The following is a 26,556-nucleotide window of genomic DNA, read 5'->3' as shown; positions in this document are numbered from 1 at the left end:
CTTGCAAACAAGGGGGTTTGCGCCAGCACACTCTGTCATTTGGCGGTAAATGAGCAGGTCGCTGGGTTCAGACGCGCACTGCCCCTATAATCGGGGCACTTTGTCTGTGGAGCCTGTTATGCCGAACCTCCGTCTTGCCGACCTCACCGCCGAAATCGAAGCCAACGTGCGCCGCGCACTGCTGGAAGACATCGGCAGCGGCGACATCACTGCGCAGTTGATCCCGGCCGAACGGCTGGCCACGGCCACCATCATCACCCGCGATGCCGCAGTGATCGCCGGCACCGCCTGGGTGGATGCGGTGTTCCGCCAGCTGGACCCACGGGTAGCCGTGCATTGGCAGGTGGCCGATGGCGAACGCGTCAGCCCCAACCAGGTGCTGTTCCACCTTGAAGGCCCGGCGCGCTCGCTGCTCAGCGGCGAACGCTGCGCACTGAATTTCCTGCAAATGCTGTCCGGCGTCGCCACGCGTGCCCAATTTCTGGCGGACTTTGTTTCCAGCACCCAGGTCAAGCTGCTGGATACCCGCAAAACCCTGCCGGGCCTGCGCCTGGCGCAGAAGTACGCAGTGACTTGCGGCGGCTGCCACAACCACCGCATTGGTTTGTATGACGCTTTTTTGATCAAGGAAAACCATATCGCGGCCAGCGGCGGCATTGCCCAGGCGATTGCGGCCGCACACCGGATCGCACCCGGCAAGCCGGTGGAAATCGAAGTGGAAAGCCTGGATGAACTGCGCGAAGCCCTGGCCGCAGGTGCGGACATCGTCATGCTGGATGAATTGAGCCTGGAAGACATGCGTGAAGCCGTGCGCCTGAACGGCGGCCAGGCCAAGCTGGAAGCCAGCGGCGGGATCAATGAAGACACCCTGTTGCCCATCGCGGAGACAGGGGTGGACTACATCTCGATTGGCGCGATGACCAAGGATGTGAAGGCGGTGGATTTGTCGATGCGCCTGAGTATCTAGACCGTTGCAAGCGGTAGTGAGCGGGGGCAGCCCGCTCACTCACACTTCAGACTACAAGGTCATTCATCTCGCAGTACTCTTCCCATTCGACACCCAGCACTTCGGCCGCCTCTTTGTGCAAGGCCAGTCGTGCCGCTTCGAATTCTTCCGGTGTCGAGGTGTACTTGAGTGTCAGCTCCCAAGGCTGATAGCCCTGGCTCTCGGCTTCATCCTCGAATGCCCACTGGATCTGGTCGCGCTGATCATCGGCGCTCAGGTCCTTGATCTCTTCTTTAAGCTGCGGCGATTCCTCGAGGTATTTTTCGAGGGCTGCTTGATGCCGAACTTCCTGGGTCATTTCAGTCGTGGTCATGTTGTTCTCTTAGATCGAGGAATGGGGATGCATCTGGGTCATCAAGGTTGCGCAGATACAAAAGAGCAGGCTCAAATGCCGGCTCGTCTGGCCTTCAGAACCATTCTGGGATCATCTGAAAACGGTGTTGCCATGGTGCCTTTTTGCCCGAGACAGGAATCGAACCTGCGACCTTCGCGTTACGAGTGCGCTGCTCTACCGACTGAGCTACACGGGCGGTGGGCTAAAGCTAGCACTGCATTGGGAGTCCGGCAACTTGCGGCCTTCAGCGCGCAATCACGCCCTGGGCCCAGAAACGGGGTTGCAGCAGGCCGACATGAGTGTCCAGGTACTGCTGCTGGGCTTGCTTGATGTGAGGCACATCGCGAGCTGCGATAAAAACCAGCAGACCGACGGCCAGCACACTCAGCACTTTCCAGGCTGCCCAGGCCAGTGGCAACGCGGCGGTCCCCGGGGTTTTCCACACATGCAACGCCATCAGCCAGCCCACCACCAGCGCCAGCCAGACCTGGGAATTGGGCATCACTATCACGCCGTCGACCATGGACTGCACCAACGCCCCTACCAAGGCCGCAAACAGGCATAGCCGCAACAGATCAGCACGAGTGTTGGAAAGCGCTCGTTCACGCAACACACCGAACGTCGCCCAGCCGCCTCGCCACGCCAGGGCCACCACGCACAAGGCCGATGGCACCCCCCATTCACTCGCCCATTGCAGGATGGCCTGGTGCGGATGAGCGGCGATTTCATTGGCAATATCGGCAAAATGCATCGGTCCGAAGCCCAACCATGGACACTCCACGATCATATGCCAAGCCTGCCACCAGATCGGACCGCGGCCCGACAGGGAGGTGGTGAGGCGGTCACTGGCGCTCTTGGAGACCTCGACCCCCAGGTAATCCGCCACTACCGTAAACACCAGCCAGTACAGCAACAGCCCGCCAAACATCGCGGCCAGTTGCCAACCCAGCCATCGTCGCCCCGAGGCGCCAAGTACCGCCAGCACACCCCCGGCCACACACATGCCAAGCCAGGTACCGCGCGTACCACCGGCGATCGCAATCATCCACCACACGCACAGCAACGCGAACACCGCCCCCTTGAGCGGACGCGAGATCACAGGGATCAACAAAGGAAGCGCCAACAGCGGCAGCGTGAACGTCTGAAACTGGCCGTAGAAGCGCTTGTTGGAAAAACCGGACAGCAGCAGGTCAGGGTCCAGCGTACGTTCAGCGCTGATAAACACGAGTGTGCCTGCATACAGGTATTGAATCGACTTGATCAAACACAGCAGCAGCACCACCATGACCAAGGCGCGATCCAAAGGCTCACCACCCTGGCGACGCAGCAAGGCAAACGCCACGGCAATCGACCCGCAACTGACAAACAGCGCCATTTCGGCAAGTGCCCAGAGCGGCTGATGGGCCAGCATGGATGACACCAGGCCAAGCACGATAATCAGTATCAGGCCCAGGGCGGTTGGCCTGTCCAACAATTGGCCGACAGGGGCCACGGACACCCCATACAGCACCGCACACGCCCCGATGGCAATCTGCATAGCCCGCTGCAAATCATGCCCACTGAAGGGTGCACATATTCCAACCACCAGCAGGCACACCACTGTCACCAGGAAAACACTGCCACGCTGCTGTATAGATAAAGCCATCGGCCGCCTCAACTTCCCTGTGGATGGTTCGGCAACTATGCCCCGTCGGCGCCGCAGCCCTTGGCAACATATTTCGCTTCAGCGGTGGTGCTGCATTTCCAACCGGTGGTGGCGTTGCGCGTCAGGCTGATGGTCTTGCCCAACACCGGCGCAGGGGCGTCGAGTATTTCGCAACTGATGGTGCCCGCGCCGGTAGCCACATCCCCTGTCACGTTGATCGTGCAATTGGCGGTGGGGCTAGTGCCGCCGATCAATGCCAAGGTCGGCACTGTGCCCTGATTGAGGGTGTCTTCATACCCGGGCTTCAACGCGGTGATTTCAGCCAGGCCTGCCGTGAACTTGGCCTTGGCCTGGTGCGTGGTGTACATGGGCAGGCCAATGGTGGCCAAAATGCCGATGATTGCAACGACAATCAGCAGCTCGATCAGGGTAAAACCTTTTTGACGTCTCACATTCACTCTCCAGGATAGAACTCATGACAAGGCGCTTCCTGCGCCCCGTGTTGTGCAGCGGCGCCAGTGTACTCATCCGCAGGCCGTCAATCGCGCACAGGACGCACATTCTGACATTTTATCCGCCACCGCCCGCCTGTCCGAATCCGTCACCTGACTAAGCTATACATCTTCAACGACCTCTGTGCGGAACGGTGACATGGACAACGCTTCAACGATCTACGCTTGGGAAGGCATCAACCGCAAAGGGCGCAGGGTGTCCGGGCACAGCACCGGGCACAACCCTGCCCTGGTCAAGGCTCAGCTACGCCGACAAGGCATCAGCCCAGGGCTTGTACGCAAGCATTCTCCAGTTCTAGCGGGCCTCAAGCCATCTATCAAATCAGCGGATATCACCCTGCTCACGCGCCAACTGGCAACCTTGCTGAAGGCCGGGATTCCGCTGCTGCAAGCCCTCGACATCATCAGCGAAGGCTTTGACAACGCTACGCTGCGCGAGCTGCTACAGGGGTTGCAACAGTCAATCGCCGCTGGCACCAGCCTTGCCGACGCGTTGCGCAAGCATCCGCGCTGTTTCGATGAGTTGTATTGCAACCTGGTGGCGGCCGGCGAACAGGCCGGTGCCCTTGAAACCTTGCTGGAGCGCGTAGCGATTCATAGGGAAAAGAGCGAGCAGTTAAAGGCCAGGATCAAAAAAGCCATGACCTATCCGATTACCGTGCTGATAGTCGCCAGCCTGGTCACCGGCGTGCTGCTGGTCCACGTAGTGCCGCAGTTCCAAAGCCTGTTCGCCGGAGTCGACGGCAAACTGCCCGGCTTCACCTTGCAGGTGATCGCTTTGTCCGAGTTCATGCAGCGAGCCTGGTGGGGCGTGGCACTGGGCCTGCTTGCCGCGGGTTTTGGGTTGCGCCACGCCTACCATGCCTTACCGGCTTTCCAGCTGTGGCTGGATGCCGGTTTGTTGAAAGCACCCGTGGCAGGCAAACTGCTGAGAAAATCGGCCGTGGCCCGCTACGCCCGCACGCTGTCCATCACCTTCGCCGCCGGTGTTCCATTGGTGCAGGCGCTGGACTCGGTGGCCGGGGCCGCCGGTTCTGGGCCGTTCAGACAGGCAATCGAGCATATGCGGCACGACGTATCCACTGGCATGCAACTGAATCAATCCATGGCCGTCAGCGGCCTGTTTCCCGGCATGGCCATCCAGATGACGGCCATCGGCGAAGAGTCGGGCACGCTTGACCGCATGCTGGAGAAGGTCGCCAACCATTACGAGGCCGATGTGGAGACCCTGGTCGATCACCTCACTAGCCTGATGGAGCCTCTGATCATGGTGGTACTGGGGGGCATCGTCGGCGCGCTGGTGATTGCCATGTACCTGCCGGTATTCCAACTGGGGAGCGCATTTTGAGCCTGCTGCTGGGCGAGCATCCCTGGGCGTTTGTTGCAATAGCGTCGGTGCTGGGGCTGATCGTCGGCAGTTTTCTCAACGTGCTGGTGTGGCGCCTGCCGAAAATGCTCGAGCGGGAATGGCGCGCCCAGGCCCATGAAGTGCTGGGCTTGCCCGCAGAACCAGCCGGGCCGACCTACAACCTGATGCAGCCCAACTCCTGCTGCCCACACTGCAACCATCCCATACGCCCATGGGAAAATATCCCGCTGCTCAGCTACCTGTTCCTGCGCGGCCGCTGCGCGCATTGCCAAGGGGCGATCAGCATCCGCTACCCCCTCACGGAACTGGTGTGCAGCTTGATCTCGGCCTGGGTGGCCTGGCATTTCGGAGTTGGCTGGCAGGCAGGAATGGTGATGGTGCTGAGTTGGGGGTTGTTGGCGATGAGCCTGATCGACGCCGACCATCAACTGCTGCCGGATGTGCTGGTAATGCCGCTGCTGTGGCTGGGACTGATCGTCAACAGTTTCGGCCTGCTGACAACATTGGCCGACGCCCTGTGGGGCGCCGTGATTGGCTACATGAGCCTGTGGAGCGTGTTCTGGTTGTTCAAGCTGACCACCGGCAAGGACGGCATGGGCCACGGCGACTTCAAGTTGCTGGCGCTGCTCGGCGCCTGGGGTGGCTGGCAGATCCTGCCGATGACGCTGTTGATGTCGTCACTGGTCGGGGTATTCGTCGGCTTGATCCTGATGCGCCTGCGCAGCACCCTGGCGTCGGCACCGATGCCATTTGGACCGTATCTGGCGACTGCCGGCTGGATTGCATTGCTCTGGGGTGGTCAAATAAGCGACTTCTATTTGCAGTCTGTCGGTTTCAGATGACCACTCGTGTTGCAACACCCTGGATTCTTGGCCTTACCGGCGGCATCGGCAGCGGCAAAAGCGCGGCGGCTCAACACTTTATCGACCTGGGTATCGACTTGGTGGACGCCGATCACGCCGCCCGCTGGGTAGTAGAGCCTGGTCGGCCGGCATTGGAGCGCATCGCCGAGCACTTTGGTGCTGGCGTACTGCAGCCAGACGGCCAGCTGGACCGCGCCGCATTACGCAAGCTGATCTTTGAAGTACCCGAAGAGCGGCGCTGGCTCGAAGCCTTGCTGCACCCGTTGATTGGCGAGGAGATCCGCAGCCACCTGGCACGCGCAAAATCGCCTTACGCAATACTGGTGTCGCCGCTGCTGATCGAATCCGGCCAGTACAGCATGACCCAGCGCATCCTGGTGATCGACGTGCCGCAATCGCTGCAGATTCAGCGTACCCTGCAGCGCGACGGCATCAACGAGCAACAGGTGCAGGCGATCCTCAAGGCCCAATCCAGCCGCGAAGACCGCCTGAAACATGCCGATGATGTACTGGTCAATGACCAGGACCTTGCCTGGCTGCACAGCGAGGTCGAGCGACTGCACCACTTTTACCTTACTTTGCGTGGAGGCCGATCATGAGCCAACCCTTGACCGTCGACTGCCCGACCTGCGGCGCACCCGTGGAATGGAAAGCGACCAACCTCAACCGGCCGTTCTGCTCGGACCGCTGCAAACTCATCGACCTGGGCGCCTGGGCCACTGAAGAACACAAGATTCCCGTAGCCCCGGATGCCGAAGACGAGCTGTTTTCCGAAGACCTGCCCCCGCGCCACTAAGGGCGCATGAAGGCGTATTCCTGCTGGTCGTCGAGGTTCTCTGCAAGGTATTGCAGCTCGTCGGCCAGGTCTTCGAAACTGCGCACCCCCTTGCTCTGCTGCACCACTGCGCTGAGCATGGCGCGCAAGGTCAGGCCTGGGTCAAAACCGATTTCCTGTGCCGCATCCTGGCTTCTGCGCAACTCCTGCCGAGCCCATTCGTACACACTCATGATCCGCGCTCCTGGAAAAATTTCGCAGAGCATGGGCCTGCTCGGCGGCGCGGGATTTGATCCAGGTCAACGCTGCGAATCGTCGTCCTTCCAGGGCGCCTGGAGGTAGCGCGTGCGGTTGAAGGTCTCCAGCCATTCGGGGCAAAACACCACCAGGGCACTGATGACCATGCCGTTGATAAAGGCCTCGGGGAAGATGATCAACCACAGGTAGCCGACGAAATCCTCCAACCATTCCGGCATGGCGAAACGCCCGTCGAACCACAACAGCCCCAGCCCACACAGCAGGCACAAGAGCGCCGACAGGGCTGCCGCGAAAAAACCGGAACAGAAGATATACACGAAGGGATTGCGCGGTTGGGCACGCTCGACCAGCAGCGCGCAGGTTTCAGTGACCAGCACCGGTAACCCGATAAGCAACAGGCCATTGACGCCCAGGGCAGCGAGATCCTGGCGCCCCAACAGCATCAAGCCCAACTGGGCGGCAAAACCGCCGACGATTGCCAGGGGCCAGTCCAGCAACAAGGTCACGGCCGTCATACCGATGAAGTGGTAAGACACGCCGGTATCAAAATCCCGCCGCACCAGCCACAGCATGAACAACGCGAACACCGTGCCGAACAGCAAATGCTGGCGGCGCCGGTCGGCGAACAACTCGACCCACGGCGAACGCAGGATCGCCCACAGTACCACCGGCGCGTACAGGAGCGAGCCGATGCTCATGGTTGTCGGCGCCAACATGGCGGCACTGATCACGGATACTCCCCGGGTCGAATAGAGTCGGATGATCAGTCTACACCGACGTTTCACAGGGGTACTTCCTGCGGTCATCGTTTGGGCGCTAAGCTGCTAGCTATGGATGACTCAGATTACTTGCGCCTGCTCACCGTAGCGGCCGAACAAGCCAACGCGTTCTTGTCCAATGCCCGCAAATGGGAGCGTGAGCGTTGGGTCTGCCAGCGCCTGCTGCAAGGCTTGAACGTGCCCTACCGTGCCGAAGAATTCCACGCCGCCGGGCAAGAGCCGCCGGACGTGCTGTTTCGCGACGCCAGCTTCGAGGTGTTTTTCGTGCTGGACGAGGGCCGCCGCCTGAATGACGAATGGCGCGATGAACTGCTGCGTCGGCGCAGTGCGTTTTCCCTGAGCCAACTGGTACGGCGCGAAGCCAAGCCGAGGCGCATCCCGGCCCACGAGTTTCTGCTGCGCCTGGCGCCCACGCTGCGCAAGAAGGCGCATAACTATAAAGAGCGCGGAATGGACCTGGGCGAGCTGGATATCGTCGCTTTCACCAGCCTCAAGCGCGAAGTGCTCGACCTCAACAGCCATTTTCCGCCGCCCACGGAATACCTGCGCCAGGGCTGGCGCTCGCTGTCGCTGGTGGGGCCGACCTTTGCACGGGTGCTGTTCGCTCACCCCGACGCACCGGATTTCTTGCGCAACAACCTGGGCCGCAGCATAGTGTTCGACGTAGGTATCAGCCTCTGAGCCCACCCGGACTGTAACGTGGCGCCCTTTTGCAACGTCTACCTGACGAGGCCTTTATGACCAGCCGCCTGAACCCCGATGACCAACAGCATGTCGAAGAGTACCTGCAACTCTCCCAGAACCGAGTCGAGCGCAAGCCTTTCCGGCCGTGGCTGCTCCTCGGCGTGGTGCTTGCCGTGGTAATCGGCCTCGGCTTGCTGAGTCGCCTTTTGAGTTACCTGACGCTATGAGCTGCCTGGCGCTCGCGGGGGTAACTGCTCCGATTTCTTTTAGCCTTGCGAGATATCCCCATGACCCATCGTATTATTATCGTCGGCGGCGGCGCCGGCGGCCTGGAGTTGGCTACCCGCCTGGGTAAGACCCTGGGCAAGCGCGGCACCGCCAGCATCACGCTGGTGGACGCCAACCTGACCCATATCTGGAAGCCACTGCTGCACGAAGTGGCGGCCGGCTCGCTGAACTCTTCGGAAGACGAACTCAATTATGTTGCCCAGGCCAAATGGAACCACTTCGAGTTCCAACTGGGGCGCATGAGCGGGCTTGATCGTGAACAGAAGAAGATCCAGCTGGCCGCCACCCTCGACGAAGAAGGCCGTGAACTGGTGCCCGCGCGCGTGCTGGGCTATGACAGCCTGGTGATTGCGGTCGGCAGCACCACCAACGACTTCGGCACCGAAGGTGCGGCGCAGCACTGCCTGTTCCTCGACACCCGCAAGCAGGCCGAACGTTTCCACCAGCAGTTGCTCAACCACTACCTGCGCGCCCATGCCGGGCAGACTGACGTGGTAGAAAAAATCAGCGTCGCCATCGTCGGCGCCGGTGCCACCGGGGTCGAGCTGGCCGCCGAACTGCATAACGCCGCCCATGAGCTGGCGGCCTATGGCCTGGACCGTATCAAGCCGGAAAACATGCACATCACCCTGATCGAAGCCGGCCCACGAGTACTGCCGGCCCTGCCGGAGCGTATTGGCGGGCCTGTGCATAAAACCCTGGAAAAGCTTGGGGTGACGGTACTGACCAACTCGGCGGTCAGCGAAGTGACGGCCGATGCGCTGATCACCAGCAGTGGCCAAGTGATCCCGGCCAGCCTCAAGGTATGGGCTGCCGGCATTCGCGCGCCGGGTTTCCTCAAGGACATCGATGGCCTGGAAACCAACCGCATCAATCAATTGCAGGTTTTGCCAACGCTGCAAACCACCCGCGACGAGAACATCTTCGCCTTCGGCGACTGCGCCGCCTGCCCGCAACCGGGCACCGACCGCAACGTGCCGCCACGGGCCCAGGCGGCTCACCAGCAGGCCTCGTTGCTGGCCAGGTCGCTGAAGCTGCGTATCGAGGGCAAGGACCTGCCTTCCTACAAATATACCGACTACGGCTCGTTGATCTCGCTGTCGCGGTTCTCGGCGGTCGGTAACTTGATGGGCAACCTCACCGGCAGCGTGATGCTGGAAGGCTGGCTGGCGCGGATGTTCTATGTGTCGCTGTATCGCATGCACCAGATGGCGCTGTATGGGTTCTTCCGTACGGCGATGCTGATGCTGGGGAGCAAGATTGGGCGTGGCACCGAGCCGCGACTCAAACTTCACTGACAACTCGGCCCCTGAGGGCACTCAATAAATGTGAGAGGGGGCTTGCCCCCGATTGCGGTGAAGCAGTCATTGATTTGTCGACTGACACACTGCCATCGGGGGCAAGCCCCCTCTCACATTTGATTTTCACCGGACTTGAGTTTTGCACGCACAAAAAAAATCCCCGTATCTTTCGATACGAGGATTTTTAATATGGTCGGGGTAAGGGGATTCGAACTCCTGACATCCTGCTCCCAAAGCAGGCGCGCTACCGGACTGCGCTATACCCCGGTAAAAAAAAGGCGACCTCTCAGTCGCCTTCTTCGATCAGCGCTTTTGGCCTCTGATCTTAAGATTCGATTCCAGCGCTAACTGGTCTCAAAAATGGTGGGTCGTGTGGGATTCGAACCTACGACCAATTGGTTAAAAGCCAACTGCTCTACCAACTGAGCTAACGACCCAAATATGGTCGGGGTAGGGGGATTCGAACTCCCGACATCCTGCTCCCAAAGCAGGCGCGCTACCGGACTGCGCTATACCCCGATATTGAAATTGGCTCCGTGACCAGGACTCGAACCTGGGACCCAATGATTAACAGTCATTTGCTCTACCGACTGAGCTATCACGGAACTACATATTTCAAAGTACTACGTTGCTGCTTACTACCTTCTCTTCGACTTGCCCGTATCGCTACGTTCATGTCTCTGAGGCGCGCTATTCTACAATCTTAAAAACCCCTGTCAACCCCTTAAATTGCTTTTAAGACAATGATTTGCGCTTGTTTCTGATTTCTTCTTGGGGAGAAGAAACCCGTGGGCTGACGTTGCTGCGGGGCGCACTTTACAAGCCTTTGCCTTACAGTTCAACGCCCTATCGAAAAAAAAGGCCCCGCAATGCGGGGCCTTCCATTTTGGCTTTGCCCTTTGGGCTTAGTGGAAGACGATCTCGTCGTTTTCCACGGTCGCCTCGACGCTGGTGCCCGGCATGAAGCTGCCCGATAGGATCAACTGGGCCAGCGGGTTCTCGATCCAGCGCTGGATCGCACGCTTCAAAGGCCGTGCGCCATACACCGGGTCGTAACCCACCGCGATCAGCTTGTCCAACGCCTCCTGGCTCAGGTCCAGGGACAGCTCGCGCTCTGCCAGACGGCCGCGCAGACGACCCAGCTGGATCTCGGTAATGCCCGCGATCTGATCCCGCGCCAGAGGCTCGAAGATCACCACTTCGTCGACCCGGTTGATGAATTCCGGGCGGAAGTGCGTAGTCAGCGCATCCATCACCGCCGCACGTTGCGCTTCACGATCACCCACCAGCTCCTGGATCTGCGCCGAGCCCAGGTTGGAGGTCATCACGATCACCGTATTACGGAAATCCACGGTACGCCCGTGACTGTCGGTCAGGCGGCCGTCTTCCAGCACTTGCAGCAGGATGTTGAACACATCCGGGTGCGCCTTCTCGACCTCATCCAGCAGGATCACCGAGTAAGGCTTACGCCGCACGGCTTCGGTCAGGTAACCGCCCTCCTCGTAGCCCACGTAGCCTGGTGGCGCACCGATCAAGCGAGCCACCGAGTGTTTCTCCATGAATTCGGACATATCGATCCGCACCATGGCCTCTTCGGTATCAAAGAGGAACTCGGCCAAGGCCTTGCACAGTTCGGTCTTACCCACGCCGGTCGGGCCGAGGAACATGAACGAGCCACTCGGACGGTTCGGGTCGGACAACCCGGCCCGCGAACGCCGTACCGCGTTGGACACCGCCACCACGGCCTCTTCCTGGCCGATCACGCGTTGGTGCAACAGGCTTTCCATCTTCAGCAGCTTGTCGCGCTCGCCTTCGAGCATTTTCGACACGGGAATCCCGGTCCACTTCGAGACGACTTCGGCAATTTCTTCCTCGGTCACCTTGCTGCGCAGCAGTTGGTTCTCAGGCTTGCCGTGCTGGTCGACCATCTGCAGGCTGCGCTCCAGGTCCGGGATCACCCCGTACTGCAACTCGGCCATGCGGTTCAGGTCACCTTTACGGCGTGCCGCTTCCAGTTCCTGGCGCGACTGCTCGATCTTTTGCTGGATCTGCGCAGAGCCCTGCACTTCGGCTTTTTCCGAGGTCCAGATTTCTTCCAGGTCCGAATACTCGCGTTCCAGGCGGACGATTTCTTCCTGGAGTTTTTCCAGGCGTTTCTTCGCCGCGTCGTCTTCTTCTTTCTTCAGGGCCTGGGACTCGACTTTCAGTTGAATCAGGCGTCGATCCAGGCGATCGAGCACTTCCGGCTTGGAGTCGATCTCCATGCGGATGCGGCTGGCCGCTTCGTCAATCAGGTCAATGGCCTTGTCGGGCAACTGACGGTCGGTGATATAGCGATGGCTCAACTTGGCCGCCGCAATAATCGCACCATCGGTGATCGCCACCTTGTGGTGGACCTCATAACGCTCTTTCAGGCCACGCAGGATTGCGATGGTGTCTTCTTCGCTCGGCTCTTCCACCAGTACTTTCTGGAAACGACGCTCAAGGGCCGCGTCCTTTTCTATGTACTGGCGATATTCGTTGAGCGTGGTAGCACCGACGCAGTGCAACTCACCCCGCGCCAGGGCCGGCTTGAGCATGTTGCCGGCATCCATGGAGCCCTCGCCTTTACCGGCGCCGACCATGGTGTGCAGTTCGTCGATAAACAGAATGATCTGGCCTTCCTGCTTCGACAGCTCATTAAGCAGGGATTTCAGGCGCTCCTCGAACTCGCCACGGAACTTGGCACCGGCGATCAAAGACCCCATGTCCAGGGACAGCAGGCGCTTGCCTTTAAGGCCATCCGGCACTTCACCATTGATGATGCGCTGGGCCAAACCTTCGGCAATCGCGGTTTTACCCACGCCGGGCTCACCGATGAGCACCGGGTTGTTCTTGGTGCGACGCTGCAGGACCTGGATGGTGCGACGGATTTCATCGTCACGGCCGATCACCGGATCAAGCTTGCCCTCTTCGGCGCGCTTGGTCAGGTCGACGGTGTATTTATCCAGGGCCTGGCGCGACTCCTCATGGTTGGGGTCGTTGACCGCATCACCGCCACGCAGGTTGTTGATAGCGTTTTCCAGGGCTTTCTTGCTCACACCCTGGCCCAGCAACAACTTGCCGAGCTTGCTGTTCTCGTCCATGGCGGCGAGCAGCACCAGTTCGCTGGAGATGAACTGGTCACCCTTCTGCTGGGCCAGACGGTCCGCCTGGTTGAGCAGGCGCGCCAGGTCCTGGGACATGTTTACGTCGCCAGTCGGGTTTTGGATTTTCGGCAGTTGGTCGAGCTCTTTGCTCAACTCCTTGCGCAGGCTGTTGACGTCAAAGCCCACCTGCATCAGCAAGGGCTTGATAGAACCACCTTGCTGTTCCAGGAGCGCCTGCATCAAGTGCGCAGGCTCGATGGCCGGGTGGTCGAGGCCCACCGCCAAGGATTGAGAGTCAGACAGTGCCAACTGCAATTTGCTGGTTAAACGATCAATACGCATTAGTCACCTTCCTTTTGAGCAGGCCGGAGCTATAAAACATCCTGAATGAAGAAACCTGCCAGATACCCTTATAGATGGGGTGGATTCTGGAAGATTCAAGCGCGCGACGGCGGATATGGACCGGGTTTGACCCAGATCAAAGGAGTCTAGCGTTCAAGCCAGACAAGGGAGGCAAAACGTCCGGTGCGCGGGCTACGCCGGTAGGAAAAGAAGCGTGGGTCGGTCACGGTGCAGTACCCGCCACCATAGACAGCAGTAACGCCGCGCGCAGCGAGGCGCAGGCGCGCGAGCTTATAGATGTCGGCCATGAACTTGCCTGGGTTGTGGCTGGGCACGAACGCTTCGGCGGTGATCGGCAACGGCTGCATGAAGGCTTGGCGTACTTCCGGGCCGACTTCGAAGGCTTGTGGGCCAATTGCCGGGCCAAGCCACACCAGTACGTCTTCAGGTTCGGCGCCGAGGCTTTCGAAAGCCGCTTCCAATACCCCTGCCGCCAGGCCACGCCAGCCAGCATGGGCCGCAGCCACGCGGGTGCCGGCGCGATTGCAGAACAATGCGGGCAGACAGTCAGCGGTCATTGAGGTGCAGGCGATGCCAGGGGTGCTGGTCCAGCTGCCATCGGCTTCGGCAATGCGTGACGGGTCAGCCTCGACCACGCTTATCCCGTGGACTTGGCGCAACCAGGCAGGCTGAATATTAAATGCGTCGGTAAGACGGCGGCGGTTTTCGAGGACCGCTTCGAGGTTATCCTCAACATGATCGCCCAAGTTGAGACTGTCGAACGGCGCCAGACTGACGCCGCCCGCTCGAGTGGTGACGCAGGCTTTCACCTGAGCCGGCGCGGGCCAGTCAGGTATCAGCCAGTCACTCATCCGACAAACGCCTCGCGATCCTGCTTGAGCAGCGTCAACAACCAGACCAAATCGTCCGGCAGAGGCGATTCCCAGCTCATCCGCTTACCGCTCGTCGGATGATCCAATTCCAGGAAGCGTGCATGCAACGCCTGGCGCGGGAAGTTTTTCAGCGATTCAACCATGGTCTGGCTCGCCGCCGGTGGAATGCGGAAGCGACCACCGTAGGCCGGATCACCGACCAACGGGAAGTTGATGTGTGCCATGTGCACGCGAATCTGGTGGGTACGGCCGGTTTCCAGCTTGACCCGCACGTGGGTGTGGGAGCGGAAACGTTCGAGTACTCGGTAATGGCTGACGGCCTGCTTGCCACCTTCCATCACCGCCATACGCTGGCGTTGCTGGCCGTGACGACCGATCGGGGCGTTGATCTTGCCGCCGGCTACCACCACACCAATCACGATGCATTCGTAGATCCGGCTGACGCTGCGGCTCTGCAACTGTGTAACCAGCTGCGTCTGCGCCTGAATGGTCTTGGCCACCACCATCAGACCGGTGGTGTCCTTGTCCAGGCGGTGCACGATGCCGCAGCGCGGGACATTGATGATGTCCGGCACATGGTGCAACAAGGCATTGAGCAGGGTGCCATCAGCGTGCCCGGCTGCCGGGTGAACCACCAGGCCTGCGGGTTTGTTGATGACCAGGATGTCGTCGTCTTCGTAGACGATATCCAGCTCGATGTCCTGGGCGACCCATTCTCCCTGGGCTTCCTGCTCGGCAGTCAGCTCAAGAATCGCACCGCCATGGACTATGTCTCGCGGGCGGATAACCGCTCCATCCACAGTCAGGCGGCCGTCTTTGATCCAGGCGGAAAGGCGCGAGCGCGAGTGCTCAGCGAATAATTGTGCGGCGACTTGATCGAGGCGTTGGCCGCCCAATTCGGACGGCACCTCTGCGCGAAGTTCAATTTTATCGGACATGCTCAGACTAGGCGTGGCACAGCCTTTGGTTTCGGCTGCGCGCTTGTGGTTAAATACGGCGTCTTTTGCCCCGAGGCTTTCAACGGGGCGCTCATCATAACAGGACGGCCCCGCCCAAGACAGCGGCCGTCATAGGGACGCAAGCCGCCATGCAAGTGAAACACCTGCTGCTGATCGCCATCCTCGCCATGACTGCTGCTTGCTCGTCAACAAAGGAAGTCGTCGACGAAAACCTGAGCGAAGTCGAGTTGTACCAACTGGCTCAGAAAGACTTGGACAATAATAGCTACACCAGCGCCACAGCGAAGCTGAAGGCCCTGGAGTCGCGCTATCCGTTCGGGCGCTATGCCGACCAGGCCCAGCTCGAGCTGATCTACGCCAACTACAAGAACGCCGAGCCGGAAGCCGCCAAGTCCGCCGCCGAGCGTTTTATCCGCCTGCACCCGCAGCACCCGAACGTCGACTACGCCTACTACATGAAGGGCCTGACCTCGTTCGACCAGGACGTTGGCCTGCTGGCGCGCTTCCTGCCGCTGGACATGACCAAGCGTGACCCAGGCGCTGCCCGCGATTCCTACAACGAGTTCGCCCAGCTGACCAGCCGCTACCCCAACAGCCGCTACGCGCCGGACGCCAAGCAACGCATGATCTACCTGCGCAACCTGCTGGCTTCCTACGAGATCCATGTGGCCCACTACTACCTGACCCGTCAGGCATACGTGGCCGCCGCTAACCGTGGCCGCTACGTTGTGGAAAACTTCCAGGAAACCCCTTCCGTAGGTGACGGCCTTGCCGTGATGACCGAGGCTTACCAGCGCCTGCACCTGGACGAACTGGCCAGCACCAGCCTGGAAACCCTGAAGCTCAACTACCCGGACCACCCAAGCCTGAAAGACGGCCAGTTCGTGCCTCAGGTGGCCGAAGCGGACAACCGCTCGTGGCTGAGCAAGTACACCCTGGGCCTGATCGAATCCCGTCCACCGCTGCCGCCGGGCGAAACCCGTGCCAACCAGGACGTGATCAAGCAGTACCAGGACGCCAAGGACGCAATTCCTTCGGAGCTCAAGCCCCACGACGAGAACGGCGACGTGATCGAAGAGGAAGAACCGCAGGCCCTGGGCAATAACCAGGACCGTTCGTGGTTCAGCTACATGACCTTTGGTGTGTTCGACTGATTGCACCCGGCGTCATCAAGAAGGAGCCTTGCGAGGCTCCTTTTTTGTGGGTGGTATTATTGCGCTGTGCGCCTGGCACGTCCTTGGCTAAACTGGCGCATTCCTTGTCGAGAAACTGCCCATCATGCTTCGTCTACTGTTCTGGATTGCCGTCATTGCCGCCGCAGTATGGTTCTGGCGCAAGTTCAAAAGCCCGGCCGCCAGGCAGCAGCGTGCCAGCGAGCCCGACGCGGCCCTGATGGTGCGCTGCGCCCACTGCGGCGTGCATTTGCCGCAGGATCGCGCCTTGAGCTCACGCCAGGAGTGGTATTGCACCCAGGCGCACCTGGAGCAAGGGCCGAAATCTATCCAGCGTTGATCCGACCTTCCGGCGCATAAGGCGCAGGGTCGATGATCGGCGCACGTGCCAGTAGCAGGTCAGCAAACAATTGGCAGGACGCCGGCGCAAGCACCAGGCCGTTGCGGTAATGCCCGCAGTTGAGCCAGAGGCCATTGAAGCCCGGCACCCGGCCTATATAGGGAATGCCTTCCGGCGAACCGGGGCGCAGCCCGGCCCAATGTCCGGCCACCTCGGCGTCCGCCAGGGCGGGGATCAACTCCACCGCTGACGCTTTGAGGCTTTCCAGCGCGGTCAGGGTGGGGGTCTTGTCGAAGCCTTCATGTTCCAGGGTGCTGCCGATCAGAATGTGCCCGTCCCGCCGAGGAATCGCATAGCGGCCCTTGGCCAAGACCATGCTCGACAGGAAGTCCGAGGCACATTTGTACAGAATCATCTGGCCTTTGACCGGTTCGACCGGCAGCGACAGGCCCAACGTGCCGAGCAACTCACCGCTCCAGGCGCCGGCGGCCAATACGACCTGATCGCCGAAGATCGAACCATCAGCTGTGTTCACGCCCACGACATTACCCGCATCCAGGACAAAGCCAGTCACTTCGCACCGTTCATGAATGGTCACGCCAGGCAGCGCCAGCAGCGCGGCCTTGAGGGATTTGACCAGGCGCGGGTTGCGTACATTGGCGACATCGGCCATGTAGATCGCCTGGGAGTAGCCGCCACCCAAGACCGGAACGGCGTCATGAGCGGCCGACACGTCCACTTTGCTCAAGGGTCGGCCTTCACGCGCGGCCCAAGCCAGCGCTTCGGCTTCGTCATCCAGGTCCAGCCAGTAGAGCCCAGTGGTGTGAACCTGCGGGTCAACGCCCGTCGCAGCAAACAGACGCTGCGCCAGCTGTGGATAAAAATCCTGGGACCAATGGGCCAGGGCCGTGACCGCCGGGCTGTAGCGCCACGGATACAGGGGCGAGACGATGCCGCCGCCCGCCCAGGAAGACTCCTGGCCCAACCCTGCGCGCTCCAGCAGCACCACCGACTGCCCCTGCGTGGCGAGGTTGAACGCCGTCAACAAGCCGATGACTCCGCCACCGACAATCACTACCTGCTGTTGCTCTGCCATCATTTGATCCAGCCGATAAATAGGAACAAGCGCACCCGGCGCCCAATCGTCGAGCACCCTCATCATTGCCCCCAGCACAGCTTGCGCGACATCTCCGGCGCAGCGCCCGGGTTGGTTCGCGTGCCCGTGCCGGTCAGGCCGAAGTCACCGCAAGGATCGCCAGCCATCACCGAGTCGGTGACCGGTGTGGCCACCAGTTGGAAGTCCTGAGGGTTCAATGCAGCGGTGATTCTATAGTGATCATTGCCTGCACTGACGCCGCCTGCATCAATAAAACTGCCGTTCCTCGCATAAAAACGCTCCAGGTGCTGGGCTTGCTCGGTCAACAGCGCGACGATTTCAGCGCGATAGACTTTTTTCAGATAGCCGGTGTATCCGGGGTAAGCAATCCCGGCCAGAACCGCAATGATCATCACGGCAATCAGTAACTCGATCAGGGTAAAACCCTGGCTGTCCATGCCCATTCCACTACTCCTTATTGAAGTTGTCGCCACGCCACTCGCCGAAACCGCGAGCCACCCTCCTCTTCTACCCGCGCATAGGTACTCTCCAGCACCGTGCGCAATTGCCCGTGCAGCCCGACTGCCGTCACTCGATACACCGCTGCAGGGATTTGCGCTGGCAAATGCGCGAGCCCTACCGCAGGCCCGAGGGATTGAACCCCGTATAAGCCGCCTTTCAGTGCCACCCAACTGATGCCTGAAACAGGGTCCACTCCAGGCCCGACCACCAAAAATGCCGCCTCCGGCGGTGCACAGTCGACGATCGATTGACATAACGGCAACGCTGCAAATGAACGCTGTATGGCAGATTCGCCGCGCCTCAGGCCACTCTCGGCACTTTGCAGCGACTGATTACGGTGCCAGAAACTACCGGCAATCTTTTGCTGAGTGAGCGCAGCCTGCATCGAGGACAAGCCGATCAGCGATAACAGCAGCAGCAACACCAGGCTGACCAGCAGCACCATGCCTGCCTGTCGTAGACGAAAACCTTCTGCAAGTGTCATGGCAGCCCTACCCCAGCCGGTTCCGCAGCGCCGCCACGACGGCGTAGGTTTGGTCTTTCACCCCGGCAGTCGGGTCTTGCAGCGTCATCACAATGCGCACGCTGCGTATCAAGGATTCGTCGGCCGGGCCGGCGTCGTAGCGCACCACCTCCGTTGACGCAGGCTTGGCCGACACGCCAAAACTGATATCGAACGCCTTCACGTTATCCACCAATACCGCCTTGGCGGGTGATGCAGGTGTACTGAATTTCAACTGCCCTGCTTCGAAGGTGTAGGTAACTTGGCGTAACGCAAAACGGATTTGCCCGGGTGCCGATGCCGGGGCGCTTCCAGCGTAGGCCTGGGCGCTGCCAGTGCAATCGGACAACACAGTCCAGTCAGGCGTGCCGCCCCCAACGGCGACATCCGCGGTCACCAGCGTCAGCGAGGTTGACCCACCTCCGACACGCCAAGCGACAGGCCGGTCAAAAGCGGGCGGGGCGTTGTCGATAAACGCTGTCGCCAGACAGCCGAACATGCCCGCCTGACGGATATCCTGGAGCAGCTTGCCCAGCACAAACCGCGCATCATCCTGCATCAACAAAGCGGCCTGCTGGCTGGCGTTGGTGGCCCTGGTGTTGATTGCCACCTGGCTGGCCCAGAGCACCAGTACCAACCCCATCGCCAAGGCCAGCAGCAACTCCATCAGGCTGAAACCTCGAACAAGACACCTCATTGCGCCACTCCCGGTTCATCGCGGATGCGACTGGTCAGGGTGAAGGTTTCCCGGGCGCCCGGCCTGCCAGTACCTCGACTGTCGTCCCAACTGATGCTGACCGTCACCTCGTCGCCACCGATCGACACCGAGCCTTTGGCGCTCTCCCCGGCAAAACCGCGAATGTTGGCCTCGAAATCATGCAAGTCCAGGTCGCGCACACTGGCGGCAACGTTGCTGGCCAAGGCACGCTCGGTACGCCCCCACGTGTAGTCGGCACCGGAATTGGCACGGATCCGGTCGAGCATATCGTAGGCAATGAAACTGGCCTGGCTGATCATCCTGGAACTGTCGGTGTACTTGAGCGCATTGAGCTGGATCACCGCCGCGCCAAGCAGGCCGATGGTGAGAATCGACACTGCGACCAGCACTTCGATCAGTGTCGTACCGGCTTGGTCGCGGGATAAGGCATTGGGCAAAAAGGGGTTCGTACAGGCAAGCATTACCGTCGTCATCCGTGTCGAGGTCCAAAAAAAGAGCAGTTAAAACCTGCTGTGCGGCCCAAGACTAGCGCCGGTTTTTCACCTGCGCTGCAACCGGAACAAAGGGAAATACTTTGGACATGAAGGCCATCATCCGCCCCCCAGACGGGACGCTATACCTAGGACTGCACCCAAATCCACGGAGGGATGGCCCATGCAACAACGAGGTTTCACCTTGATCGAACTGCTACTCGGGCTGATCCTGAGCGGCATCCTGGCCAACATGGCGCTGCCCAGCTTCAAGAGCCTGCTGGAATCACAGCAGCGACAGAGCGCGGCACATGCCTTGGCGCAAGGCCTGCGATATGCACGCACCGAAGCCATCGCACGCAACCGGGCGGTGGTTATTTATGCACTGAAGGACAATTGGGGCCTGGGGTGGCGGGTCATCGTGGACATCAGCGGGCGCGGCCCCCAGGACGATGACAACCCGGTGCTGCTGGAGCGCCAGGCCAGTGGGCAAGTGCTGATCGTGGGCAATGGGCCGCTCAAGACCCAGGTGCGCTTCAGCGGGCTGGGTGAACCCATCTTTTCAGGAGGAGGTTTCCGTGCCGGCACCGTGCATGTGTGTGCCACGGACCAGGCGCAGAGCCTGCACCAGGTAGTGCTGGCGCCCAGCGGGCGTATCAGCCTGCGCAGCGAGCGTGCCGAGCAGGCATTGTGCCGGAGTTGATCCGGCACACCGGGTCGTCACAGCAGCGAGCGAACCCGCAGCTCCTTGGGCATGGAGAACGTAATGTTTTCTTCGCGGCCAGCCAGTTCATCGGCACCGGTGGCGCCCCAGGCGTGCAACTGCTGGATAACGCCGCGCACCAGCACTTCCGGAGCGGAAGCACCCGCCGTGATGCCAATGCGCTCGACGCCATCGAACCAACTGCGCTGCATATCTTCGGCACCGTCGATCAGGTACGCCGGTGTTGCCATGCGCTCAGCCAACTCACGCAGGCGGTTGGAGTTGGAACTGTTGGGGCTGCCGACGACCAGGACCACATCACATTCGTCTGCCAGTTGCTTGACCGCGTCCTGGCGGTTCTGGGTGGCGTAGCAGATGTCGTCCTTGCGCGGGCCGCCAATGGCCGGGAAGCGACTGCGCAGCGCGTCGATCACGCGACTGGTATCGTCCATGGACAGGGTGGTCTGGGTCACGAATGCCAGGCGCTCGGGGTTCTGTACCTGCAGGTTGGCGACATCCTTTTCGTCTTCCACCAGGTAAATGGAGCCGCCATTGCTGGCATCGTACTGCCCCATGGTGCCTTCGACTTCCGGGTGGCCGGCGTGGCCGATCAGGATGCACTCGCGACCGTCACGGCTGTAGCGCGCGACTTCGATGTGCACCTTGGTGACCAGTGGGCAGGTAGCATCGAAGACTTTCAGGCCGCGGCCTGCCGCTTCGGTACGCACCGCCTGGGAAACACCGTGGGCGCTGAAGATGACGATCACATCGTCTGGCACCTGGTCGAGCTCTTCGACAAAGATGGCGCCACGTGCACGCAGGTCTTCGACCACGAATTTGTTGTGGACGACTTCATGACGCACGTAAATCGGCGGCCCGAAGACTTCCAGGGCGCGGTTGACGATTTCGATCGCCCGGTCCACACCGGCGCAGAAGCCACGGGGGTTGGCGAGTTTGATTTGCATGCTGTGCCTCGTGTCTTGCCCTGTAGGAGCGAGCTTGCTCGCGAAGAGCGTTAACGGCGTCGCGTCCATTCTGGATAAACGCAGCGCCTTCGGGTCTTTCGCGAGCAAGCTCGCTCCTACAGTAGGCCAGAGTCGTCAGTTAGAGCGCTTTAACGTCGATGATTTCAACGTCAAAGGTCAAGGTTTTACCGGCCAACGGATGGTTGAAGTCGATGGTCACTTGCGCGTCATCAAAAGCTTTCACCACACCCGGCAGTTCGGTATTGGCCGCATCGTTGAAAATCACCAGCAGGCCTTCCGACAGGTCCATGTCCTGGAACTGCGAACGCGGGATGATCTGCACGTTTTGCGGGTTGGGCTGGCCAAAGGCGTTTTCCGGCTGGATCTGCAGGGTGCGCTTGTCGCCGGCCTTGAAGCCGAACAGGGCCGCTTCGAAACCCGGCAGCAGGTTGCCGTCGCCGACCTTGAAGGTGGCCGGGGCTTTGTCGAACGTGCTGTCGACCGTGTCGCCATTCTCCAGGCGCAGTGCGAAATGCAAAGTGACTTCCGTGTTCTGGCCGATGCGTTGCTCAGCCAATACCTGATCAGTCATTGACGGTCTCTCCGGTTTTCTTGCTTTTGAACATATCCAGCGCCAGCATGATTGCACCGACGGTGATGGCGCTGTCGGCGAAGTTGAACGCCGGGAAGTAATGGCGGTTCTGCCAATGCACCAGGATGAAGTCGATCACATGGCCCAGCGCAATGCGGTCATACAGGTTGCCGAGCGCGCCGCCCAACACCAGGGCCAGGGCGATGGCCAGCCAGGTGTCATCGCGACCCAGGCGCTTGAGCCACACCACCAGCACCGCACTGACCACCACGGCGATCAGGGCAAACAGCCAGCGCTGCCAGCCACCGCTGTCAGCCAGGAAGCTGAAGGCGGCGCCGGTGTTGTAGGCCAGGGTCCAGCTGAAGTAATCCGGGATCACCACGATTTGCTGGAACATCTGCAGGGAGCCCTCGAAATGAGCCTTGCTGACCTGGTCGATGACCAGGACCAGCACACTCAGTACGAGCCAGCCCAGACGTCCGAAACGACTGGCGTTAGGCATAGTGGCGAACCTCGCCAGCGCCCGAGATGTTGTCGACGCAACGACCGCAGATTTCCGGGTGCTCAGGGTTCACGCCAACATCCTCACGGCAGTGCCAGCAACGGGCGCATTTAGGGAAGGCCGACTTGACCACTTTGAGCTTGAGGCCCGGCACTTCGGTGGCAACCGCGTCCGCCGGGGCCTGGGCGAATGGCGCCAGGCTCGCGGTTGAAGTGATCAGCACGAAGCGCAGTTCGTTGCTCAGCTTGGCCAGGTCGGCGGTGAGACCGTCTTCGGCAAACAGGGTGACTTCGGCTTGCAGGTTGCCACCGACGGCCTTGGCCGCACGCTGCACTTCCAGCTCCTTGTTCACCGCAACCTTCACGGCCATCACGCCTTCCCAGTACTCGCGGCCCAGTTCGAAGTCAGCCGGCAGTTCGGTCAGGCCTTCGTACCAGGTATTGAGCATCACCGACTCGTTGCGCTCGCCCGGCAGGTACTCCCACAGCTCGTCGGCGGTGAACGCCAGGATCGGCGCGATCCAGCGCACCAGCGCTTCGCTGATGTGATACAGCGCGGTCTGCGCCGAACGGCGCGCCTTGCTGTTGGCGCCGGTGGTGTACTGGCGGTCCTTGATGATGTCGAGGTAGAAACCACCCAACTCCTGCACGCAGAAGTTGTGGATCTTCGAGTAGACGTTCCAGAAACGGTATTCGCCGTAGTTTTCCTGCAACTCGCGCTGCAGCAACAGGGTACGGTCCACCGCCCAACGGTCGAGGGCGAGCATGTCTTCGGCCGCCAGGAGGTCGGTGGCCGGGTTGAAACCGGTCAGGTTCGACAACAGGAAGCGCGCGGTATTACGGATACGACGGTACGCGTCGGCGCTGCGAGCCAGGATCTGGTCCGACACGGCGATCTCGCCCGAATAGTCGGTCGACGCGACCCACAGACGCATGATGTCGGCGCCCAGGGTGTCGTTGATCTTTTTCGGCTCGATCACGTTCTTCAGCGACTTGGACATCTTGCGGCCCGTCTCGTCGACGGTGAAGCCGTGGGTCAGCAGTTCGCGGTACGGCGCATGGTTGTCGATGGCGCAACCGGTCAGCAACGACGAGTGGAACCAGCCGCGGTGTTGGTCCGAACCTTCCAGGTACAGGTCGGCACGCGGGCCGGTTTCGTGCCCCATCGGGTGCGAGCCGCGCAGCACATGCCAGTGAGTGGTGCCCGAGTCGAACCACACGTCGAGGGTGTCGCTGATCTTGTCGTACTGCGGCGCTTCATCGCCCAGCAGTTCGGCGGCGTCCAGCTTGAACCAGGCTTCGATGCCTTCCTGTTCAACGCGCTGGGCCACTTGCTCCATCAACTCGACGGTGCGTGGGTGCAGCTCGCCGCTTTCCTTGTTCAGGAAGAACGGGATCGGCACGCCCCAGTTACGCTGGCGCGAGATACACCAGTCAGGGCGGTTGGCGATCATCGAGTGCAGGCGCGCCTGGCCCCAGGCCGGGACGAACTTGGTGTCTTCGATGGCCTTGAGCGAGCGGACACGCAGGGTGTCGCCATTGGTCGGCTCTTTGTCCATGCCGATGAACCACTGCGCGGTGGCGCGGTAGATCAGCGGGGTCTTGTGCCGCCAGCAGTGCATATAGCTGTGCTTGATGGTTTCGGTGTGCAGCAGCGAGCCGACTTCCGACAGTTTTTCGATGATCGAATCGTTGGCCTTGAAGATGAACTGGCCGCCGAAGAACTCCAGCGACGGTGCGTACACGCCGTTGCTCTGCACCGGGTTCAGGATGTCATCGTTGACCATGCCGTAGGCTTTGCAGGTCACGAAGTCGTCCACGCCATAAGCGGGCGCGGAGTGAACGATGCCAGTGCCGGCGCCCAGTTCAACGTAGTCCGCCAGGTAAACTGGAGACAGACGGTCATAGAACGGGTGACGGAAATTGATCAGTTCCAACGCGGAGCCGGTGGTGGTGGCGATGACCGACCCTTGCAGCTCGTAGCGGGCCAGGCAGGCTTCGACCATTTCTTCGGCCAGCACCAGCAGGCGGTCACCGACGTCCACCAGGGCGTAGGTGAATTCCGGGTGCACGTTCAGCGCCTGGTTGGCCGGGATGGTCCACGGGGTGGTGGTCCAGATCACGATGGCGGCCGGCTTGCCCAGGCTTGCCAGGCCGAAGGCCTCGGCCAGCTTGGCGTCGTCGGCGACCGGGAAGGCCACGTCGATGGTCGAGGACTTCTTGTCTTCGTACTCGACTTCCGCCTCGGCCAGGGCCGAACCACAGTCGAAGCACCAGTTCACGGGCTTGAGGCCCTTGAACACGAAACCGCCCTTGACGATTTCGGCCAAGGCGCGGATTTCACCGGCCTCGTTCTTGAAGTTCATGGTCTTGTAGGGGTTATCCCACTCACCGAGCACGCCCAGGCGGATGAACTCGGACTTCTGTCCTTCGATCTGCTCGGTGGCATAGGCACGGCACAGTTCGCGGGTTTTATCCGCGCCCAGGTTCTTGCCGTAGGTCACTTCGACTTTGTGTTCGATCGGCAGGCCGTGGCAGTCCCAACCCGGGACATAAGGCGCGTCGAAGCCCGACAGGGTTTTCGAACGCAGGATCATGTCCTTGAGAATCTTGTTCAGCGCATGACCGATGTGAATCGTGCCGTTGGCATAAGGAGGGCCGTCGTGCAGGACGAATTTCGGACGATCCTTGCCAATCTCGCGCAACTTTCCGTACAGGCCAATACTGTCCCAGCGCTGCAGGATCTGCGGTTCGCGCTGTGGCAGGCCGGCCTTCATTGGGAAGGCGGTGTCCGGAAGGTTTAGCGTGGCTTTATAGTCGGTCATTTAAGGCTCTTCGGTTAGCGATGGGCGCTAGGTGCGGCTAGTGCACGGGCGGCGGCGACATCCGCATTGATCGCCGTTTTCAACGCCTCAAGGGAGGCGAAACGCTGCTCTTCACGCAGCTTTTGGTGGAAAACCACCGTCAAACGCCGGTCATACAGATCACCGGCAAAATCCAGCAAATGTACTTCCAGGTGGGCCTTGCCATCACCTGCAACCGTGGGCCTGACGCCTATGTTGGCGACTCCCGGCCACGATTGGCCGTCGATGGCGACGCTTACCAGGTAAACCCCGGTCAGCGGCACACGACGGCGCTTGAGTTGCACGTTGGCGGTTGGCGTGCCCAGTTGGCGCGCCAGCTTCTGGCCGTGCAGGACCCGTCCGGCAATGCGGAACGGGCGACCGAGCAAACGCTCGGCCAAGGCGAAGTCGGCGGCGGCCAGTGCGTTACGCACCTGGGTACTGCTCACGCGCAGGCCGTCCAATTCGACGGTTTGCGCGGCTTCGACGGTAAAACCCTGGTTGACGCCGGCCTGTTGCAGGAAATCGAAATCCCCGACGCGGTCGCAACCGAAACGGAAGTCGTCGCCGACCTCCAGATGCTGTACGCCCAGGCCATCGACCAGGATGCGGTCGACGAACTCGGCCGCACTGAGGCTTTGCAAACGCTGGTTGAAAGCCAGGCAGAGGACGCGGTCCACGCCCTCTTCAGCCAGCAACTGCAGCTTGTCGCGCAGACGGGCCAGGCGTGCCGGCGCAGTCTCGGGCGTAAAGTATTCCCGCGGCTGCGGCTCGAAAATCACCACGCAGCTGGGCACGCCCAACTCGACCGCACGTTCGCGCAGCCGGGCCAGGATAGCCTGGTGGCCACGGTGAACACCGTCAAAGTTGCCAATAGTGGCGACGCAGCCCCGATGCTCGGGGCGCAGGTTGTGGAGACCTCGAACCAGCTGCATAACGCGCTTCTTGCTCATAAAGTGGTCGATTATAACCACACCCGGCCCCGGACGACAGGCA

At 60.8% G+C, this 26,556-nt stretch carries 28 protein-coding genes, 5 tRNA genes and 1 pseudogene; 11 read left to right on the top strand and 23 right to left on the bottom strand.

All coding sequences use genetic code 11. The features are described 5' to 3' along the window. Window positions 1-118 precede the first annotated feature (118 nt). A complete protein-coding gene (gene nadC, locus BM017_RS00675; protein ID WP_092240657.1) occupies window positions 119-967 on the top strand; it encodes a carboxylating nicotinate-nucleotide diphosphorylase in 849 nt (282 codons plus the stop codon). A 46-nt stretch (window positions 968-1,013) separates the two neighbouring features. Here nadC and BM017_RS00670 read toward each other — a convergent pair whose 3' ends face one another. From BM017_RS00670 to BM017_RS00655, 4 genes are all read right to left on the bottom strand, one after another. Further along, window positions 1,014-1,319 carry a DUF6388 family protein gene (locus BM017_RS00670; RefSeq protein WP_033903347.1) on the bottom strand — a complete coding sequence of 102 codons (306 nt, stop codon included), beginning with the start codon at window positions 1,317-1,319 and terminating at the stop codon, window positions 1,014-1,016. Between the two features lie 144 nt (window positions 1,320-1,463). Continuing rightward, window positions 1,464-1,536: transfer RNA gene (locus BM017_RS00665), tRNA-Thr, on the bottom strand. A 48-nt stretch (window positions 1,537-1,584) separates the two neighbouring features. Then, the gene (locus BM017_RS00660) at window positions 1,585-2,985 is read right to left on the bottom strand and encodes an O-antigen ligase family protein (RefSeq protein WP_092240656.1); all 1,401 of its coding nucleotides are present in this window, start codon (window positions 2,983-2,985) and stop codon (window positions 1,585-1,587) included. 35 nt (window positions 2,986-3,020) lie between these two features. Further along, window positions 3,021-3,443 carry a pilin gene (locus BM017_RS00655; RefSeq protein ID WP_092240655.1) on the bottom strand — a complete coding sequence of 141 codons (423 nt, stop codon included), beginning with the start codon at window positions 3,441-3,443 and terminating at the stop codon, window positions 3,021-3,023. 193 nt (window positions 3,444-3,636) lie between these two features. On the opposite strand from BM017_RS00655, the gene BM017_RS00650 reads away from it, so the two are divergent. From BM017_RS00650 to yacG, 4 genes are read left to right on the top strand one after another with little or no spacing between them, the layout of a single operon-like run. Then, on the top strand, window positions 3,637-4,845 hold the full coding sequence (locus tag BM017_RS00650) for a type II secretion system F family protein (protein ID WP_092240653.1): 1,209 nt from the start codon (window positions 3,637-3,639) through the stop codon (window positions 4,843-4,845). Beyond that, on the top strand, window positions 4,842-5,708 hold the full coding sequence (locus tag BM017_RS00645; protein WP_092240651.1) for a prepilin peptidase: 867 nt from the start codon (window positions 4,842-4,844) through the stop codon (window positions 5,706-5,708). The genes BM017_RS00650 and BM017_RS00645 overlap by 4 nt, the downstream gene beginning before the upstream one ends. Further along, a complete protein-coding gene (coaE, locus tag BM017_RS00640) occupies window positions 5,705-6,328 on the top strand; it encodes a dephospho-CoA kinase (protein ID WP_071491080.1) in 624 nt (207 codons plus the stop codon). The genes BM017_RS00645 and coaE overlap by 4 nt, the downstream gene beginning before the upstream one ends. After that, on the top strand, window positions 6,325-6,525 hold the full coding sequence (gene yacG, locus BM017_RS00635) for a DNA gyrase inhibitor YacG (protein WP_092240649.1): 201 nt from the start codon (window positions 6,325-6,327) through the stop codon (window positions 6,523-6,525). Before coaE ends, yacG begins: the two co-directional genes overlap by 4 nt. Here yacG and BM017_RS00630 read toward each other — a convergent pair. Together BM017_RS00630 and BM017_RS00625 are read right to left on the bottom strand one after the other, a co-directional pair. Next, on the bottom strand, window positions 6,522-6,737 hold the full coding sequence (locus tag BM017_RS00630) for a hypothetical protein (RefSeq protein WP_003171680.1): 216 nt from the start codon (window positions 6,735-6,737) through the stop codon (window positions 6,522-6,524). The genes yacG and BM017_RS00630 overlap by 4 nt on opposite strands. A gap of 66 nt (window positions 6,738-6,803) precedes the next feature. Next, entirely contained in the window at window positions 6,804-7,493 is a 690-nt protein-coding gene (locus BM017_RS00625) for an energy-coupling factor ABC transporter permease (protein WP_092240647.1), read from the bottom strand. A gap of 99 nt (window positions 7,494-7,592) precedes the next feature. Between BM017_RS00625 and BM017_RS00620 the strand changes: the two genes are divergently transcribed. Genes BM017_RS00620 through BM017_RS00610 form a run of 3 tightly spaced genes read left to right on the top strand, consistent with a single transcriptional unit; the run spans window position 7,593 to window position 9,811 of the window. Further along, the gene (locus tag BM017_RS00620) at window positions 7,593-8,222 is read left to right on the top strand and encodes a DUF1780 domain-containing protein (RefSeq protein WP_010213242.1); all 630 of its coding nucleotides are present in this window, start codon (window positions 7,593-7,595) and stop codon (window positions 8,220-8,222) included. 56 nt (window positions 8,223-8,278) lie between these two features. Further along, window positions 8,279-8,452, top strand: a complete 174-nt coding sequence (locus tag BM017_RS00615; RefSeq protein ID WP_046034083.1) for a DUF3094 family protein — start codon at window positions 8,279-8,281, stop codon at window positions 8,450-8,452. Between the two features lie 60 nt (window positions 8,453-8,512). Further along, window positions 8,513-9,811, top strand: a complete 1,299-nt coding sequence (locus tag BM017_RS00610) for an NAD(P)/FAD-dependent oxidoreductase (RefSeq protein WP_071491077.1) — start codon at window positions 8,513-8,515, stop codon at window positions 9,809-9,811. A gap of 193 nt (window positions 9,812-10,004) precedes the next feature. Here the strand turns inward: BM017_RS00610 and BM017_RS00605 are convergent. The 7 genes from BM017_RS00605 to rluD all read right to left on the bottom strand — a co-directional run bounded on the left by BM017_RS00605 (window position 10,005) and on the right by rluD (window position 15,115). After that, window positions 10,005-10,081: transfer RNA gene (locus BM017_RS00605), tRNA-Pro, on the bottom strand. A 94-nt stretch (window positions 10,082-10,175) separates the two neighbouring features. Beyond that, window positions 10,176-10,251: transfer RNA gene (locus BM017_RS00600), tRNA-Lys, on the bottom strand. Between the two features lie 5 nt (window positions 10,252-10,256). Beyond that, window positions 10,257-10,333, bottom strand: a tRNA-Pro gene (locus tag BM017_RS00595). Window positions 10,334-10,343: 10 nt separating this feature from the next. Next, window positions 10,344-10,419: transfer RNA gene (locus BM017_RS00590), tRNA-Asn, on the bottom strand. A 300-nt stretch (window positions 10,420-10,719) separates the two neighbouring features. Further along, complete coding sequence (gene clpB, locus BM017_RS00585; RefSeq protein WP_092240645.1) at window positions 10,720-13,284, bottom strand: ATP-dependent chaperone ClpB; 2,565 nt, start codon at window positions 13,282-13,284, stop codon at window positions 10,720-10,722. A 146-nt stretch (window positions 13,285-13,430) separates the two neighbouring features. Then, on the bottom strand, window positions 13,431-14,156 hold the full coding sequence (gene pgeF, locus BM017_RS00580) for a peptidoglycan editing factor PgeF (RefSeq protein WP_092240643.1): 726 nt from the start codon (window positions 14,154-14,156) through the stop codon (window positions 13,431-13,433). Further along, a complete protein-coding gene (gene rluD / locus BM017_RS00575; protein ID WP_058423068.1) occupies window positions 14,153-15,115 on the bottom strand; it encodes a 23S rRNA pseudouridine(1911/1915/1917) synthase RluD in 963 nt (320 codons plus the stop codon). The genes pgeF and rluD overlap by 4 nt, the downstream gene beginning before the upstream one ends. Window positions 15,116-15,264: 149 nt before the next feature. On the opposite strand from rluD, the gene BM017_RS00570 reads away from it, so the two are divergent. After that, window positions 15,265-16,290: an outer membrane protein assembly factor BamD gene (locus BM017_RS00570; protein ID WP_058423069.1), complete on the top strand. Its 1,026-nt coding sequence runs from the start codon at window positions 15,265-15,267 to the stop codon at window positions 16,288-16,290. A 124-nt stretch (window positions 16,291-16,414) separates the two neighbouring features. Next, a complete protein-coding gene (locus tag BM017_RS00565; RefSeq protein WP_092240641.1) occupies window positions 16,415-16,648 on the top strand; it encodes a PP0621 family protein in 234 nt (77 codons plus the stop codon). Here BM017_RS00565 and thiO read toward each other — a convergent pair. The 5 genes from thiO to pilV all read right to left on the bottom strand — a co-directional run bounded on the left by thiO (window position 16,635) and on the right by pilV (window position 19,947). After that, a complete protein-coding gene (thiO, locus tag BM017_RS00560; protein ID WP_092240639.1) occupies window positions 16,635-17,744 on the bottom strand; it encodes a glycine oxidase ThiO in 1,110 nt (369 codons plus the stop codon). The genes BM017_RS00565 and thiO overlap by 14 nt on opposite strands. A 62-nt stretch (window positions 17,745-17,806) precedes the next feature. Further along, window positions 17,807-18,208: a type IV pilin protein gene (locus tag BM017_RS00555; RefSeq protein WP_071491074.1), complete on the bottom strand. Its 402-nt coding sequence runs from the start codon at window positions 18,206-18,208 to the stop codon at window positions 17,807-17,809. Window positions 18,209-18,219: 11 nt separating this feature from the next. Next, a complete protein-coding gene (locus BM017_RS00550) occupies window positions 18,220-18,750 on the bottom strand; it encodes a PilX N-terminal domain-containing pilus assembly protein (RefSeq protein ID WP_256572930.1) in 531 nt (176 codons plus the stop codon). A 7-nt stretch (window positions 18,751-18,757) separates the two neighbouring features. Further along, window positions 18,758-19,465 (bottom strand): PilW family protein, encoded by a 708-nt coding sequence (locus BM017_RS00545; protein WP_092240635.1) that lies wholly within the window; start codon window positions 19,463-19,465, stop codon window positions 18,758-18,760. Then, complete coding sequence (gene pilV / locus BM017_RS00540; RefSeq protein ID WP_092240633.1) at window positions 19,462-19,947, bottom strand: type IV pilus modification protein PilV; 486 nt, start codon at window positions 19,945-19,947, stop codon at window positions 19,462-19,464. Before pilV ends, BM017_RS00545 begins: the two co-directional genes overlap by 4 nt. 193 nt (window positions 19,948-20,140) lie before the next feature. On the opposite strand from pilV, the pseudogene BM017_RS00535 reads away from it, so the two are divergent. Beyond that, window positions 20,141-20,723: pseudogene (locus tag BM017_RS00535) on the top strand (GspH/FimT family pseudopilin). Here the strand turns inward: BM017_RS00535 and ispH are convergent. The 5 genes from ispH to ribF form a co-directional block, all read right to left on the bottom strand. After that, window positions 20,677-21,624 (bottom strand): 4-hydroxy-3-methylbut-2-enyl diphosphate reductase, encoded by a 948-nt coding sequence (gene ispH / locus BM017_RS00530; RefSeq protein WP_071491070.1) that lies wholly within the window; start codon window positions 21,622-21,624, stop codon window positions 20,677-20,679. The pseudogene BM017_RS00535 and the gene ispH sit on opposite strands and share 47 nt — an antisense overlap. A gap of 139 nt (window positions 21,625-21,763) precedes the next feature. Then, the gene (gene fkpB, locus BM017_RS00525) at window positions 21,764-22,201 is read right to left on the bottom strand and encodes an FKBP-type peptidyl-prolyl cis-trans isomerase (RefSeq protein ID WP_170856031.1); all 438 of its coding nucleotides are present in this window, start codon (window positions 22,199-22,201) and stop codon (window positions 21,764-21,766) included. 7 nt (window positions 22,202-22,208) lie between these two features. After that, entirely contained in the window at window positions 22,209-22,718 is a 510-nt protein-coding gene (gene lspA / locus BM017_RS00520; RefSeq protein WP_058423077.1) for a signal peptidase II, read from the bottom strand. Then, a complete protein-coding gene (gene ileS / locus BM017_RS00515; protein ID WP_092240629.1) occupies window positions 22,711-25,542 on the bottom strand; it encodes an isoleucine--tRNA ligase in 2,832 nt (943 codons plus the stop codon). Before ileS ends, lspA begins: the two co-directional genes overlap by 8 nt. A gap of 14 nt (window positions 25,543-25,556) precedes the next feature. Next, window positions 25,557-26,495 carry a bifunctional riboflavin kinase/FAD synthetase gene (gene ribF / locus BM017_RS00510; RefSeq protein ID WP_170856023.1) on the bottom strand — a complete coding sequence of 313 codons (939 nt, stop codon included), beginning with the start codon at window positions 26,493-26,495 and terminating at the stop codon, window positions 25,557-25,559. Window positions 26,496-26,556: the final 61 nt, after the last annotated feature.

It is taken from the genome of Pseudomonas sp. NFPP04, assembly GCF_900113815.1.
Classification (GTDB): Bacteria; Pseudomonadota; Gammaproteobacteria; order Pseudomonadales; family Pseudomonadaceae; genus Aquipseudomonas; species Aquipseudomonas extremorientalis.
Note: the sequence above shows the minus strand (reverse complement) of the source record. Positions and strands in the feature narration are given on the sequence as shown.

What these genes read in the sequence shown, in the direction of transcription:
- lspA (WP_058423077.1), bottom strand. Translation starts at nt 22,718, where the DNA reads ATGCCTAACGCCAGTCGTTTCGGACGTCTGGGCTGGCTCGTACTGAGT.
- BM017_RS00650 (WP_092240653.1), top strand. Translation starts at nt 3,637, where the DNA reads ATGGACAACGCTTCAACGATCTACGCTTGGGAAGGCATCAACCGCAAA.
- BM017_RS00630 (WP_003171680.1), bottom strand. Translation starts at nt 6,737, where the DNA reads ATGAGTGTGTACGAATGGGCTCGGCAGGAGTTGCGCAGAAGCCAGGAT.
- clpB (WP_092240645.1), bottom strand. Translation starts at nt 13,284, where the DNA reads ATGCGTATTGATCGTTTAACCAGCAAATTGCAGTTGGCACTGTCTGAC.
- BM017_RS00610 (WP_071491077.1), top strand. Translation starts at nt 8,513, where the DNA reads ATGACCCATCGTATTATTATCGTCGGCGGCGGCGCCGGCGGCCTGGAG.
- BM017_RS00570 (WP_058423069.1), top strand. Translation starts at nt 15,265, where the DNA reads ATGCAAGTGAAACACCTGCTGCTGATCGCCATCCTCGCCATGACTGCT.
- BM017_RS00670 (WP_033903347.1), bottom strand. Translation starts at nt 1,319, where the DNA reads ATGACCACGACTGAAATGACCCAGGAAGTTCGGCATCAAGCAGCCCTC.
- rluD (WP_058423068.1), bottom strand. Translation starts at nt 15,115, where the DNA reads ATGTCCGATAAAATTGAACTTCGCGCAGAGGTGCCGTCCGAATTGGGC.
- pilV (WP_092240633.1), bottom strand. Translation starts at nt 19,947, where the DNA reads ATGCTTGCCTGTACGAACCCCTTTTTGCCCAATGCCTTATCCCGCGAC.
- BM017_RS00550 (WP_256572930.1), bottom strand. Translation starts at nt 18,750, where the DNA reads ATGACACTTGCAGAAGGTTTTCGTCTACGACAGGCAGGCATGGTGCTG.
- BM017_RS00565 (WP_092240641.1), top strand. Translation starts at nt 16,415, where the DNA reads ATGCTTCGTCTACTGTTCTGGATTGCCGTCATTGCCGCCGCAGTATGG.
- pgeF (WP_092240643.1), bottom strand. Translation starts at nt 14,156, where the DNA reads ATGAGTGACTGGCTGATACCTGACTGGCCCGCGCCGGCTCAGGTGAAA.
- BM017_RS00555 (WP_071491074.1), bottom strand. Translation starts at nt 18,208, where the DNA reads ATGGGCATGGACAGCCAGGGTTTTACCCTGATCGAGTTACTGATTGCC.
- coaE (WP_071491080.1), top strand. Translation starts at nt 5,705, where the DNA reads ATGACCACTCGTGTTGCAACACCCTGGATTCTTGGCCTTACCGGCGGC.
- BM017_RS00620 (WP_010213242.1), top strand. Translation starts at nt 7,593, where the DNA reads ATGGATGACTCAGATTACTTGCGCCTGCTCACCGTAGCGGCCGAACAA.
- ispH (WP_071491070.1), bottom strand. Translation starts at nt 21,624, where the DNA reads ATGCAAATCAAACTCGCCAACCCCCGTGGCTTCTGCGCCGGTGTGGAC.
- ribF (WP_170856023.1), bottom strand. Translation starts at nt 26,495, where the DNA reads ATGCAGCTGGTTCGAGGTCTCCACAACCTGCGCCCCGAGCATCGGGGC.
- yacG (WP_092240649.1), top strand. Translation starts at nt 6,325, where the DNA reads ATGAGCCAACCCTTGACCGTCGACTGCCCGACCTGCGGCGCACCCGTG.
- ileS (WP_092240629.1), bottom strand. Translation starts at nt 25,542, where the DNA reads ATGACCGACTATAAAGCCACGCTAAACCTTCCGGACACCGCCTTCCCA.
- BM017_RS00545 (WP_092240635.1), bottom strand. Translation starts at nt 19,465, where the DNA reads ATGAGGTGTCTTGTTCGAGGTTTCAGCCTGATGGAGTTGCTGCTGGCC.
- BM017_RS00660 (WP_092240656.1), bottom strand. Translation starts at nt 2,985, where the DNA reads ATGGCTTTATCTATACAGCAGCGTGGCAGTGTTTTCCTGGTGACAGTG.
- nadC (WP_092240657.1), top strand. Translation starts at nt 119, where the DNA reads ATGCCGAACCTCCGTCTTGCCGACCTCACCGCCGAAATCGAAGCCAAC.
- thiO (WP_092240639.1), bottom strand. Translation starts at nt 17,744, where the DNA reads ATGGCAGAGCAACAGCAGGTAGTGATTGTCGGTGGCGGAGTCATCGGC.
- BM017_RS00615 (WP_046034083.1), top strand. Translation starts at nt 8,279, where the DNA reads ATGACCAGCCGCCTGAACCCCGATGACCAACAGCATGTCGAAGAGTAC.